At 43.2% G+C, this 13,265-nt stretch carries 9 protein-coding genes; 6 read left to right on the forward strand and 3 right to left on the reverse strand.

The window, feature by feature from the left end:
* Positions 1 to 52 precede the first annotated feature (52 nt).
* From L7D49_RS09685 to L7D49_RS09700, 4 genes are all read left to right on the forward strand, one after another.
* Positions 53 to 2,452 (forward strand): bifunctional 2',3'-cyclic-nucleotide 2'-phosphodiesterase/3'-nucleotidase, encoded by a 2,400-nt coding sequence (locus L7D49_RS09685; protein WP_238080622.1) that lies wholly within the window; start codon positions 53 to 55, stop codon positions 2,450 to 2,452.
* A gap of 152 nt (positions 2,453 to 2,604) precedes the next feature.
* Positions 2,605 to 2,778, forward strand: coding sequence for a hypothetical protein (locus L7D49_RS09690; protein WP_238080623.1), 174 nt, complete (start codon positions 2,605 to 2,607; stop codon positions 2,776 to 2,778).
* Positions 2,779 to 3,419: 641 nt separating this feature from the next.
* Positions 3,420 to 4,505 (forward strand): CapA family protein, encoded by a 1,086-nt coding sequence (locus L7D49_RS09695; protein ID WP_238080624.1) that lies wholly within the window; start codon positions 3,420 to 3,422, stop codon positions 4,503 to 4,505.
* Positions 4,506 to 4,550: 45 nt separating this feature from the next.
* Entirely contained in the window at positions 4,551 to 4,829 is a 279-nt protein-coding gene (locus L7D49_RS09700) for a DUF2691 family protein (protein WP_238080625.1), read from the forward strand.
* A gap of 381 nt (positions 4,830 to 5,210) precedes the next feature.
* On the opposite strand, the gene L7D49_RS09705 is transcribed toward L7D49_RS09700, so the two are convergent.
* From L7D49_RS09705 to L7D49_RS09715, 3 genes are all read right to left on the reverse strand, one after another.
* Positions 5,211 to 7,382, reverse strand: a complete 2,172-nt coding sequence (locus L7D49_RS09705) for a 5'-nucleotidase C-terminal domain-containing protein (protein ID WP_238080626.1) — start codon at positions 7,380 to 7,382, stop codon at positions 5,211 to 5,213.
* A gap of 184 nt (positions 7,383 to 7,566) precedes the next feature.
* Positions 7,567 to 9,279: an N-acetylmuramoyl-L-alanine amidase gene (locus L7D49_RS09710; RefSeq protein WP_238080627.1), complete on the reverse strand. Its 1,713-nt coding sequence runs from the start codon at positions 9,277 to 9,279 to the stop codon at positions 7,567 to 7,569.
* A gap of 144 nt (positions 9,280 to 9,423) precedes the next feature.
* Positions 9,424 to 10,317 (reverse strand): C40 family peptidase, encoded by an 894-nt coding sequence (locus tag L7D49_RS09715; RefSeq protein ID WP_238080628.1) that lies wholly within the window; start codon positions 10,315 to 10,317, stop codon positions 9,424 to 9,426.
* Positions 10,318 to 10,743: 426 nt separating this feature from the next.
* On the opposite strand from L7D49_RS09715, the gene L7D49_RS09720 reads away from it, so the two are divergent.
* Positions 10,744 to 11,847 carry a glycosyltransferase gene (locus L7D49_RS09720; protein WP_238080629.1) on the forward strand — a complete coding sequence of 368 codons (1,104 nt, stop codon included), beginning with the start codon at positions 10,744 to 10,746 and terminating at the stop codon, positions 11,845 to 11,847.
* Positions 11,844 to 13,127: a murein biosynthesis integral membrane protein MurJ gene (murJ, locus tag L7D49_RS09725; protein WP_238080630.1), complete on the forward strand. Its 1,284-nt coding sequence runs from the start codon at positions 11,844 to 11,846 to the stop codon at positions 13,125 to 13,127. The genes L7D49_RS09720 and murJ overlap by 4 nt, the downstream gene beginning before the upstream one ends.
* The last annotated feature ends 138 nt before the right edge of the window (positions 13,128 to 13,265 follow it).

The raw sequence follows: 13,265 nt of genomic DNA on the forward strand, positions 1-13,265 counted from the left end.
TTAAGTAGCATTTGCACTTAAAATAGATAAAAAGAATGAAGGAGATGAAGGAATGTCGCTTTTGAAAAAAGTTGGCATGTGGATTGTCATCATGGCACTCACAGTAAGCGGTTTTTCATTCGGTTTGAATGCAAGCGCTGCCAGCAAACATGACGTAACGCGCGGTGAATTCATTACCGCAGTCGTAAAGGCGCTTGAATTAGAATTAGGAGATGGCACATCGCATAAATTTACAGATGTGGATGAGAAATTGGCACCATTTGTAGAAGCTGCCCTCTCAAACGGCTTGGTAAAAGGAGCTACGGCTTCCGAATTTAAACCAGGTGAAAAATTGACACGTGAGCATGCGTTCTTAATCGTATCTCGTGCTGTCAAGACTGACGAAGTATTCCCAACAACATTGCTTGAGAAATTTAAAGACAAAGACCAATTCAAAACGAATGAGCTAGAAGAATTGGCGAAGAGTGTCGGCTTGGATATTTTCAGAGGCTTTGAAGACGGAACAGCGAAGCCACAAAAGGCTGTAACAAAAGTCCAAGTGAAAAAAATTATTGATCGCTTACTGGAAGTACATAGTACACATCCTGAACAGCCAGGAGAAGAGCCAAGTGAACAACCGTCAAATGACAACGTCTCACTTCGTATTCTTGGCACAAGCGATTTGCATACGAACTTTGTAAACTACGATTACTATCAGGACAAGCCGACAAATGAATTCGGTTTGGCAAAGACAGCCGTACTCATCGATGAAGCACGCGCTGAAAATCCGAACAACCTGTTGTTCGACAATGGTGACTTGATTCAAGGAACACCGCTTGGCGCATATAAAGTGTCTGTCGATCGTTTGGAAAAAGGAGAACTTCACCCAGCGATGGCTGCTCTTGGTGCACTTGAGTTTGATGCAAGCACACTAGGGAACCATGAGTTCAACTATGGCTTGGATTACTTAGATATGGTATTAGAAGAAGCTCCATTCCCTGTATTGAATGCTAACGTGTATGACGCGGTAACAGGCAAGAACCGTTACACTCCATATGTCATTATGGATAAGAAAGTTGTAGACGGAAAAGGGAACGAGCAAGAGTTGAAAGTGGGCGTAATCGGAGTGGTTGCCCCTGGAATTATGCGTTGGGACCGTGCATTGCTTGAAGGAAAAGTAATTGCAGAAGATGCAGCAGATACAGTTGAAAAGTTTATCCCTGAAATGAAAGAAGCGGGAGCAGACATTATCGTTGTTCTTTCCCATTCTGGCATGGGTGATGCAACCCATGAAAAGGGCGAAGATGATGTTGTGTATCAAATTTCCCAATTTGAAGGGGTAGATGCGATTCTTACAGGGCATAACCACTCTGTATTCCCTGGAGATTACGCTGATCTTCCAAACATCAATATGGAAAAAGGCACTGTAAACGGAACGCCAGTCGTAATGCCTGGCAAGTTCGGAAGCCACTTAGGAATTCTTGACCTAGTATTGGAGAAGGACGGAGACAGCTGGAAGGTTGTTGACGGAACAGGTTCATTGCGTGAAGTCGATAAAAAGTCTGACGTTGTGAATCAAAAAGTAATCGATGCAGTAAAAGAAGCACATGAAGGAACAATCGAATATGTGCGCAGCCCAGTCGGCAAAACGACAGCACCAATTACAAGTTACTTTGCATTAGTAGAAGATGATCCTTCTATTCAAATCGTAACGAACGCACAAAAATGGTATGTAGAAAATCAAGTAAAAGGCACGGAATATGAAAACCTTCCAGTTCTTTCGGCTGGTGCGCCATTTAAAGCAGGCGGTCGTAATGGAGCTAACTATTACACAGAAATCCCTGCAGGCGAAATTGCAATCAAGAACGTTGCTGATCTATATGTATTCGACAATACAGTAGCCGCTCTTGTTCTGACAGGGGCAGATGTGAAAGAATGGCTTGAGATGTCTGCAGGCCAATTCAATCAAATCGATCCTGCTTCAAGCGAAGAACAAGATTTGATTAACGGTGAATTCCGTACGTACAACTATGATGTAATTGATGGCGTAACGTATCAAATCGATGTAACACAGCCTGCGAAGTATGACTACAAAGGCGAAACAATCAACGAAAAAGCAAACCGGATTGTTAATTTGCAATATGATGGAAAAGCAATCGATCCAGAACAGAAATTCATCGTTGTGACAAACAACTACCGCGCAAGCGGAAACTTCCCGGGTGTTCGTAATGCAATCAATACAATCGAATATGCATACGAAAACCGTGAAGCGATTATGGATTATATGATCGACCAAAAGACAATCGACCCATCTGCAGATAACAACTGGACATTTGTACCGGTTGAAGGCGATGCGAAGATTTTCTTCGAAACATCAGCAAAAGCACAAAACTTTGCTCCTAAGGAAGGCGATGTGGAATACGTCGCTCCAACAAAGGACGGCTTTGCGAAATTCTCAATCAAATTGAAATAAGAAGTGACGGAGCGGAGCATATCTCTGCTCCGTTTCTTTTTATGTGCAAATCGATTTCTGCCATTTCTCAAACATCTTTTTCACTCCACGTGTAATAAACTCTGTTCCGGGTATCGTAAAGGTTAATATGTTCAGAAAGGAGCCGTTTCAAAATGGAAAGAAAATTTCAAGTGGAACCGAATGCAAGTGAAGGCCGTGACAGCCGCTTTACAGGGATGCCGGATGCGAAAGAATTTCCTGATTTGGAACCTAAGCAGAGTGCCGAAAAGCAAATGGAACAATTCGAGAACACGGTTGGGAAAATGGATGAGGATAAGAAAAAATGAAATATTGAGTGGAGTGAGGCATTGTATTGACAATGCCTTAGACTGTAGACAAAGTCACTTTGAGATGAATAGAATTGCATAAACCAATCGGCAGTGAGCGCAACTTCGCTTTCCATGGGCTTGGCTTCAGCCTCCTCGTCACTCCGTTCCTGCGGGGTCTTCAGCTCAAGCTATTCCCATAGGAGTCTTCGTTGCGCTCCCTGCCTTTAATACAATTTCTTAATTGTTGAGTAAATACGTGAAGACTCTCTAAACTTCTTTTATACGAGGTCTATCATATTAATTATTAATAACAACTTACCTTGTTAGTAGAACATCCGTTGATTGGAGCGGAAGGCGTCGACTCCTGGGGGATCAGCGGGACAGGTGAGACCCCACAGGGAGCGCAGCGGACGGGGAGGCTCACCGCCCGCCCCCCGGAAAGCGACGCCAGAAGCGTAAATCAACTTTACTAGGAATCTAAATGTAAGTAGCGGTTGTATATTATTTTTATACGCCACAACAAATTAATATGCTTTTGTCTACGCTCTAAGGCATTGTATCGACAATACCTTTTTTACGTTCCAATCTACTTTTCAAAATATATCTTTCGCGTATACTAATAGGGAGAAATATTTGGAAAAGAGACTGGGGATAAGACGTTGAGAAAAAGAGTACTGCTAACTGTGTTTTCATTCTTGATGCTTAATGGATGTGGGCCTCTCGGAAAAGAGGAAACAGTTGAAGTGCCAGAGGATTTAGCGATGATCCAATGCAAACTGGATCCGCTGAATTTAAAGGAGAACGCAACACATATCACGGTCGGCATGGTAGGAGACATTTTATTGCACAATCCACTATATAAATACGAAGATTATGATCCGTCTTTTGCAGCCATTTCGGAGGAGCTCCACGGAATCGATTTTCTTCTGGCCAACCAGGAATCGCTGCCGGGCGGAAAAGAGTTCGGCTTGTCGGGCTATCCGCGTTTCAATAGCCCGAAACATATTATACGAGATTTAAAAGAGAACGGCGTCGATATGATCAATATGGCAAACAATCATACAATGGACTTAAACGAAAACGGGCTTCGAAAGGCAATTGAACATATGAAGGCGTATGGCATGCCATATGTCGGTGCCTACGACTCGCAAGAAGATCGGGAGACCGAACGCATTGTAGAGGTAAATGGGATCCGAATCGGTGTCCTCGCCTATACGTTTGGAACAAATGGGCTTCCCGTGCCGGCAGGAAAGGACTATATGGTTGGTTTAACCGACCGGGAGATGATGCAGAGCGATATCCAATCGATTCGAGGCAAGGTGGATGTTGTCGTCGTATCGATCCATTGGGGAATGGAATATGTGCTGGAGCCCTCCAACTTCCAAGAGGACTTAGCTCGTTTTCTAGCCGATACAGGAGTTGATATTATCTTCGGCCACCATCCACACGTCTTGCAGCGGTATGAAAAGGTGGGGAAGACGCACGTCTTTTATTCATTAGGAAACTTCTATTCTGCTCAGCAGTTTGATACGACGAATATCGGGGGGATCGGCAAGGTGAGCATCCGGAAGCTAGAGTTTGCAGGCCATGAGATGGTAACTGTAGGTGAAGCCCATCTGATCTCAACAGCCGTCATACGTAATGCACAGCGGCGTTACATCGTAGTCCCGCTCGAACAGGCTGGATCGCAGGCTTCCAAAAATGTGAAATGGGTAGAGGAACATGTTGGACTGACTGCGGAGTAAGGAAAACGAGTGCTTTGAATGTATAAAGGGGAGGGGAGAAATGAAATGGGCTTGGAAGGCATTGCATTTGAAATTAGAAATGGGTATGGCAAGCAGTTGTTTGAATTGCTGGAGGGAATAGCGAATTCTTTGTGGCATTGGTTTGTAGGGGCGGAAGAAGCGTATTTTGCAGAGAACGGTCATTATAGTGAGCCATTCTTTTTTGAAACGGATGTCACGATGGACGGAAAATCGTTTCTGTCACATATTTCGAAAGAAGACTACTATCTAATCTTTGCTGATCTCAAGGCATTTCCTACTGCCGAAAGTGTGGCACCGCTTTAGACTGAAAGGGAATTTAATGAGAGCTCCTGCATACTTGGCATTAACATCTACGATTCGGCGAATGTGATCGTGTATTCACGTGAATCACGGATCATCCATGAAATGATAAAGCGGGTAGAATCGCTGGGATATGGCAGTAGCCGTTTCTTATCTCATGATGACTTAGTGTACGCGATTTGGGGATGGAGAGAGAAGTATTTAAACTGAAGGGGAGGGCCTCTGTTTGTTCACAGCAGTATTTAATTTGGAATAGGAAGAGGTAGGATTTAAAGAGACAATTTCTATTTGGTTTTTTAAAAACGTTTCTGATGAACAGCTTCCTCCAGAATCGAAAAAGCGTCCTGCCTTTTTGGGCAGAACGCTTTTCATAATTCTAATGAATTATTTAGCTTCTTCGTCTTTTACTTTAAGAGTGTAAATAAAATTAGAAACGATTTTTGCTGCTTGTTGACGTGTTGTAAATTGTTCAGGCATAAATTTACCTTCGTAACCGGAAGCGATTCCTAGCTCATGTAGCATGGAAATAGCATTAACAGCTTCCGCAGAGTACTTTCCAAAATCGGAGTAAGGTGCTTTTGCAGTTGCTGCATACTTTGTTCCAGTAGATTTCTCATAAGCACGGTCAAGAATTAAGGCAAACTGTGCACGCGTCACGTTTTGGTTTGGATGGAATTTACCGTCCTCACCCTTAATAATGCCAGCTTCATAGGCAGCAGCGATATCTGCTTTTAGATTATCAGAAACACCATTTAAATCTTTGAATGGTGCAGCCGCAACGCCTTCAGTTTTAAGGTCTAGAGCTTTCACGATCCAAGATACCATTTCTGCACGAGTAATTTTTTGACCAGGTTTGAATTTATTATCCTTCTCGAGAATATCTCTGTAGTAAAGGTCGGAAACATAAGGATATGCCCAGCTATTTAAGGAAAGATCTTTGTAAGGAACAGTTGCGATAATGCGACCTTCAAGGCCATTCGTAACGGTACCAAGTCCTTGTAGATGATTTGCAAGGTTTTCCCAATCGCTAAATCCTGGTTCGCTTGCACGTCCTTCTTCGTAAGCTTTTCCTAATGCCTCAAAACCATCTCCACCGCGTGCTGTAAATACATTCGTCGCGGCTTTATACATTTTATTGTCTTCTACTTCTTTACCATCAATCTTCAATGAAACAATTCGTTTTCCAGGTTCAGCTGTACCATCAAAAACAACTTCCATACCAGCTACGTGTAAGAATCCACCGTTTTCTTTTGGATATTCTTTTACGGAGTGTTCGAATGTCTCTTTCAATTCCGCACCGCTTAGCTCGATAATTGCAAGGTTGTTACCAAATGGTAGTACTGTAAGTACTTCACCGTATGTGATAGGACCTGTCTTAATAGAAGCTCGGATGCCGCCACCATTTTGGAAAGCGATTGCCACGTTAGGATCGATTTCTTTTGCCTTTTCAAGCATTCCGTCAGTAATAATATTACCTAGGTTTGTTTCACCAGCACGTACACCACCAAGTCCACGGAGTCCACTTAAGAAGACATCAGCAGTTCCTCCAGTAGGTTTGGCCATAGTATCATTTACTTGTTTAGTATAAGGAGCAAGCATTTTTTCAGCTTCAGGATCTTTAGCTCCTTCCTTATCAACTGTATGAAGAACACCTTTGTAATCTTTGATAACGCCATTCTCATCAAATGTTACATCTAATTGTCCAAGGAATTTGTGGTACTCATTAGTTTGAACAATAATAACAGGTTCTTTATCTTTATTTACTACGTAAGGTTCTTCTAGTTTTGAGTGAGTATGACCACCAACAATAATGTCAATACCAGGAACTTGTTTTGCAAGCTCTTGATCATTATCAATTGCAGGATTGTCATCGAAGCCAATATGTGTGACTGCAATAATTTTATTAATGCCCATTTCTTCGAATGCTGCTACTGCAGCTTTTGCTTCAGTAATATAATTTGTAAACTTAATTGCTTCAGGACTGGAAATGTCGGCAGTTTCTTCAGTTGTCAGACCGAAAATACCAACTTTCTCTCCGTTAATTTCTTTGACAATTCCATTATAGATTTTGCCGTCTTCAGGCTCTGCCACTACTTTGCGTTCTTGTAAGCCATCAAAATTCTTATCTTCTGTGAAGTCAACATTCGCAGAGACAATAGGGAATTTTGCACCTTTGATAAAGTCCGCAAGCGGCTTATGACCATCTGGACCTGTGCCTAAATCAAATTCATGGTTGCCAAATGTCATTGCATCATAGCCTAGATAATTCATAAAAGCCAAGTCGGCTTGACCGATGAACTCATTGAAGTAAAGAGTTCCGGAGAACACATCACCAGCATGTAGCAGTACATTATTCGGATGTTCAGCTTGCTTATCCTTCAATAATGCTGCGAATTGAGCGATATTCTCCAAGTGTGCATGTGAATCATTGTTGTGGAACACTGTCATTGAAAAGTCTTTCGACGCTTCCTCGGCTGAAACGGCTGCAGGAGTAACGCCTGCGATACTGAATAGCAAAATGGAAGCCGCCGCCCCCTTAAAATACTTTTTCGACATAATACACCATCCTCATTTTGTAATAGTAGTTGTCCATCATTCTTTTATACTAGTGAAAGATAAATAATGATGAAAACGTAGTCATTTCCAGTTTAGCATTATACCTACAAGAGGACAAATTAATTTTTCGTAAACGCTGGGCAAATGAAAAAGCCGGAAAGGAATAATCCTTTCCGGCTAGAAATTATTGGGCGGAGTAATACTGAAGTAATCCTTGGTAGATGGCTTCTGCATAAAGTTCCGCGTATTGGTCGCTTGTTAGTTTCTTGAAATCTTCAGGATTTGATAAGAATCCTAATTCTACTAATACAGCGGCTACATTGTTGTTGCGAATAACATAGAATCGTTGATCACGCACACCGCGGTCTGCCATATCTGCCTTTTTGATGATGTTGTCATGAATCTTTTTCGCAAGGGCTTTACTTTCTGCAGCATTTGGATTGGTAGAAGAATCGTAATAGACCTCTGTTCCTTTTGCTGAAGTGGAGCCAGCTGAGTTGACGTGTATTGAGACAAATGCTTCCGCGTAATGTTTCTTTGCAAAATCAGTACGGTCTTGCAGGGAAGGGAACGTATCACCGGAACGTGTCATTAGCACGCTAGCTCCGGCTTTCTTCAATTTCGCTTCCACTCGCTTCGCTACATTTAAAGTAATCTCTTTTTCTTTAGCAGTACTTTTTGTTGTGCCGGGATCCTTGCCGCCGTGTCCAGCATCAATGACAATAATCCGATCTTTTAATGGATTGCCTGATTGGTTGATCAGTTTCAAATAGTTTTTATGGACATAACCTGGTCCGTTGTTTGTGTTAACTTTAGCCCAGTAGCCAGAGATTGATAGAATTTCAACTTTCTCGCCGAGTTTGAATTTACCGATGACTTCTGAAGTCGAGTTGGCTGATTTACGTACGTTTAAGCTGCCAGTCGTTACTTTGCCGATCAGGCCGCTTGTCCCAACGGATGGTTCGCTTTCATCTTCTTCCGGAAGGGAAGGTTCTGTCACATCTGGAGGAGTTTCACCAGGTTCTTCTGTTGCTACATCATCACCTGGTTTTTCTACGCCTACATCGACGGTATAACTCTTATTGATATATCCGTTTTTCCCGTCAATCAGGATGAGAAGCCAATCGCCAGTCTGGCCAAGCACTTCGACAATCTCTCCATCTTTCAGCTTCCCGACGACATCGCCAGTCAATGCCGGGTGGCTTCGGACGTTTAGGTTGATACCGCCTGTTACGACTTTAGCAAAATACGTTCTGGACGTCTGTTCTGGCGGTTTTACCTGCAACGCAAACTTGTCATCCAACGCGCGTGCGACAAAAAGTGCAAACTGAGAACGCGTCAGCAGATCGTTCGGTAAAAACTTTCCTGCGTCTCCTTGCGTGACACCTGCATAATAAAGACCGTTAATCTTTTCTGCGTAAGGATGGTTTTTCATATCCGTGAGCATAAGTGGATGATCCACTGTAATCTTTTGCGATAAATTGAATGCGACAGAAAGGGCATAACCCATTTCCTCTCGCTTAATCTTTTCGTTAGGATTGAACTTCCCGTCCTTGTCGACTTTAAAGTAACCAAGTTGAACCGCGCGGCTTGCAAATTCATACTGCTCTGTGCCTGGTTTCAAGTCCTTGAAAGTAATAGAAGGGGTAGGCATGTCCTTTTTCTTGGAAGCGATTACCAACATTTTGGCAGCTTGCGCGCGTGTCAGATTGTCTCCGGGATTGAATTTGGAAACTTTATTGACAACTCCGAGATCAGCTATGTAATGTACTGCCTCAAAATATTCCTTGTCTGGAGATACGTCAGAGAATTTGAATTGTGCCGAGGAATGTCCTGGGACGATGGAAACAAGAGCGAAAAACAACAAAGCGACAGTGGCCCATTTAATCGTTTTCATGGTGTCCTCCCTATTTTTTACTATTGGTGTAGGTTTAGTGTAACAGTGTAGATTCATTAAATCTAGAGTAATTTCGATAGATTTATATAGTTTTCTACATAAAACCGGGTGTCCCCAAAAACGGAACACCCGGTTCAATATTCATTATTGGTTAAGACGGTCGACGATCTTGTTGAATTGCTTTTCAGTCAGCTTGTCATTCAATCCAAAAGAACCGTCTTCATAGCCACTTGCGATATGATTATATGCTAGTGTGCTAATATATTCAGTTGCCCAATGATCCGCAGGGACGTCTGAGAATGTCTGTTGTGATGTGCCTTCCAGATGGAATGCTTCGACAACGATTTTCGCTAGCTGCGCTCGTGTCAATGAACCGTCTGGATTAAACTTGCCGTCGTTACCTGAAAAGATGCCGGCATTTGTGACAGCCATGATGGCATCATAATGTGGGTGGTTGGCAGGTACATCGGAGAAAGACGTTTGGTGAGACAGGTCTTCTAAACCGAGTACTTTATAAAGTGTTTCTGCCACTTCTGACCGTGTTACATATTTCGGTAAGGTTGCTGATTCATCAAATGCGACTGTCTTCTGGTCGAATTTAGCTACCCGCTTGGCGCCTAAGTAACGGCTGCCCCAGTAAGCCGGGTCGTTGACTGATGAAATCATGACGCCTTTGCTTGTAGATGCATGGATGAACCGGCTGGAGCCGATATAAATTCCGACATGCGATACACCTTTGCCTGTCGTGTTGAAGAACACAAGGTCTCCTGTTGTAAGATCGTTTTTCTTAACAGATGTTCCCATAGCATACTGTTCGCCTGTCGATCTTGGAATTGAAAGTCCTTCTTTTTTAAATACATATTGCGTATATCCTGAGCAGTCGAATCCGGATGTGGTTGTCCCACCGTATGAATACGGTGTGCCGATATAGTTCTTCGCTGTACTAACGAGCGCTGTCGGTGAATTCGCTGAGGCCATGGCTGGAATTGACGTTGCGATTAAAACTGACCCAAACAAAGCTACAATAAGTCTTTTCATTATGGTTCCCAAATTCCCCTTCCGCACGTTTTATACAGTGTGCTTTTATCTGAAACCAATATTAGCATAGCTAAACCTTCATTTCGGTTACAGTTACATTACAATAACGTTACAAAAGCCTAGTAATCTTAAAAACGGCTTCACTGCGCAGTTTTCAAGAGTTTTGGAACTTTTTCAACCGGTATTTCGTTCCCTTGTGTAATAGATTTTCACTAGTAATCTAGATCTTTAGACGATTGAAAGTAAGTTCCAACGGACTAGATAAAAGGCTCGGACGGTTTATTACAGACATGTTACATATGAACTTTATCTCATGAAAACCGACCTAGCCTACTGGGAATTCCTCTCGTATTCGTTGCGGCATGCACTTATGCTATAATCGTTCAATGGAAGTGAAGGCAGAATAAGTAGATGGGAAGAGAATAGATGCAAAAAATAGCGGTTTTCAGCAATATGTATCCTTCCGGACAGCATCCGACGTTTGGGATATTTGTTAAAAATCAAGTAGAATTACTGCGTTCCCAGGGGCTCGATGTTGATGTGATTGCAATCGACGACCCGGCGAAAGGGAAAGGGGCAGCTGCAAAGAAATATGGGACTTGGCTGCTTCGTTCGTTTGTTTATATGTTAAAAAATAGAAAGCGTATCTCTTTAACACATAGCCATTATGCATTCCCGACAGGGCTCATTTCATTAATGGGAAAACGGATTTGGAAGCTGCCGTATGTCATTACGGTTCATGGTGGCGATATTGACAAGATGGCCGCGAAAGGCGGAAAGATCGCCTCCATGACAGCCTCCATCCTTCAAAATGCAGAGGCTGTCATCGTGGTAGGAGAAAGACTGAAGCAAGATGTAATCCAAACGTTCGGCGTCCAGGAACAACGGGTTCATGTGATGAGCATGGGAGTGGACACTACAGTGTTCAAACCTTACCCGAAAGAGGAAACGAGGATGGAATTGGACATACCGGCACAGGAAAAAGTGGTCTTATATGTTGGGAATTTGATTGAAGCAAAAGGCCTGCTGGAGCTGGTTGAAGCGTTTAAACTTGTCAAACAAGATAATCCTGATGCATCACTCTATTTAATCGGGTCATCGAAGGACGAAGGGTTTATGGAAAAGCTGGCGAAGCATGTGCTGGAACATGGCGTCAAAGTCGTTCAACAAATGCCGAAACCTCAAAAAGAAATCGCACGGTGGATGGCCGCTTCGGATGTATTTGTCCTTCCTTCTCACCATGAAGGCTTTGGACTAGTCGTACTGGAAGCGATGGCAACCCGAACGAAGGTCGTCGGCACAGATGTGGGCGGTCTCTCGTATTTGCTTGCTGATCAGGCCGGGATTGCAGTAGAACCGAAAAATGCTGATTCGCTGGCGGACGGCATACGCAAGGCATTGAATGGCGAGTCGGTATTGAATCGAGAGATGATTCAACTAAAAGTGGAATCAAACTCGTTTGAATCGATCAGTAAACGACTTTTGTCAATCTACCGCTCTATAGAGGAAAAGGCAGGTCTGGGCGAATGAGCAAATTTATTAAGATTATCGGTGCTGTTGCCGTTATCAATATTCTAGCCCGGCTTATTGGATTTGCGCGGGAAATGGTCATCGGCAACCAGTATGGGACCAGTCGTGTTGCTGATGCCATTGCGACTGCCTATACGATTCCGAATTTCCTCTATCTCGTTATAGGAGGGGGATTAACGACAGCGTTCATTTCTGTCTATCATTCGACCTCAGCTGATAAAACACTTTTTGTCAGAAAATCGTTTACTACAGTGCTGGCATTTATCTCGGTCATTACAGTATTGGCCTTTATATTTGCGGAGCCATTCCTGCGAATTGTATTTTTCAAGTTATCGGATGCGGAAATTGCTGCCGTCTATCCTTTGTTTTTATGGATGATGCCGTCAACAATTTTCCTTGTCCTCTCGACCTGGATGAGCGGGCTGCTTAATTTACATGATCGCTTCCATCTGTCGAGTGTTGCCATTCTCGTGTACAATGCGGCATTTGTCGTGATTGGAGCTGTCCTGACTTACTCAATCGGACCGGTTTCCTATGGAGTCGGAGCGTTCTTCAGTGCGGTGCTCATGGTCGTGTTCCTCTATGCCGGCATTAAGCGAAGTAATTTGTCATCACTTAAGCCATCATTCGGCATGACGGAAGACATCAAACGGGTATGGGTCATCGCCCTTCCCATCTTGCTTGGCGGAGCTTCATTGCAATTTTACGCCATCATCCAGCGGGTTGCGGCGACCGGCTTAAGCGACGGTGCTATTTCGGCCATCAACTACGCCTCTAAACTGAGCGGTTTCCCGCAAGCTGTTATGATGACCGCGGTGACAACGGTCATTTATCCAATGCTGAGCAGGAAGGAAGGCGAAGGGGATACCGCGACGATCCGATCCTTATACAAGAAAGGGATGCTCTATCTAGCCGCTTTAATTGTCCCTGCCACATTAATCGCCTACTTCTTCGCAGACCCGATTGTCCGGCTTGTTTTCGGGCATGGAAAATTTGGAGAAGGATCAATCGCAATTACTGTGCCGATCTTCAAAGCGTTCTCGCTGTCCATGTTCTTTTTGGCGGCAAACACCTATGTCACACGTTTCTATTATGCAAAAGGGAATTCAATCGCCCCCGTTATATTTAGTCTGATCAGTGTATTAGGAATAAACATTGCTGTCATTTATGCTTTGGTAGATTCTCTCGGTGCAGTGGCCATTGCATACGGCACTGTCATCAGTTCCGCTGCAAACTTCATCATGCTTTGGCTCTATGCGCGGATAAAATGGAAGCTGTAAGTTAATTCAAATAGACAAGAGCTTTTTCCTTTCAAGTGGGAAGAGGTTCTTGTTTTTTTATTGGAATAAACAATGGAATGATTGAAAAATATTTAATGTTCAGTATAATTTAGAATAACATTCTACTTTTCATAGCGT

Source organism: Sporosarcina cyprini, from assembly GCF_022048975.1.
In the GTDB taxonomy this organism is placed as follows: domain Bacteria; phylum Bacillota; class Bacilli; order Bacillales_A; family Planococcaceae; genus Sporosarcina; species Sporosarcina cyprini.

Coding starts and splice junctions, on each gene's coding strand:
- L7D49_RS09705 (WP_238080626.1), bottom strand. CDS start 7,382: ATGTCGAAAAAGTATTTTAAGGGGGCGGCGGCTTCCATTTTGCTATTC.
- murJ (WP_238080630.1), top strand. CDS start 11,844: ATGAGCAAATTTATTAAGATTATCGGTGCTGTTGCCGTTATCAATATT.
- L7D49_RS09690 (WP_238080623.1), top strand. CDS start 2,605: ATGGAAAGAAAATTTCAAGTGGAACCGAATGCAAGTGAAGGCCGTGAC.
- L7D49_RS09710 (WP_238080627.1), bottom strand. CDS start 9,279: ATGAAAACGATTAAATGGGCCACTGTCGCTTTGTTGTTTTTCGCTCTT.
- L7D49_RS09685 (WP_238080622.1), top strand. CDS start 53: ATGTCGCTTTTGAAAAAAGTTGGCATGTGGATTGTCATCATGGCACTC.
- L7D49_RS09720 (WP_238080629.1), top strand. CDS start 10,744: ATGCAAAAAATAGCGGTTTTCAGCAATATGTATCCTTCCGGACAGCAT.
- L7D49_RS09700 (WP_238080625.1), top strand. CDS start 4,551: ATGGGCTTGGAAGGCATTGCATTTGAAATTAGAAATGGGTATGGCAAG.
- L7D49_RS09715 (WP_238080628.1), bottom strand. CDS start 10,317: ATGAAAAGACTTATTGTAGCTTTGTTTGGGTCAGTTTTAATCGCAACG.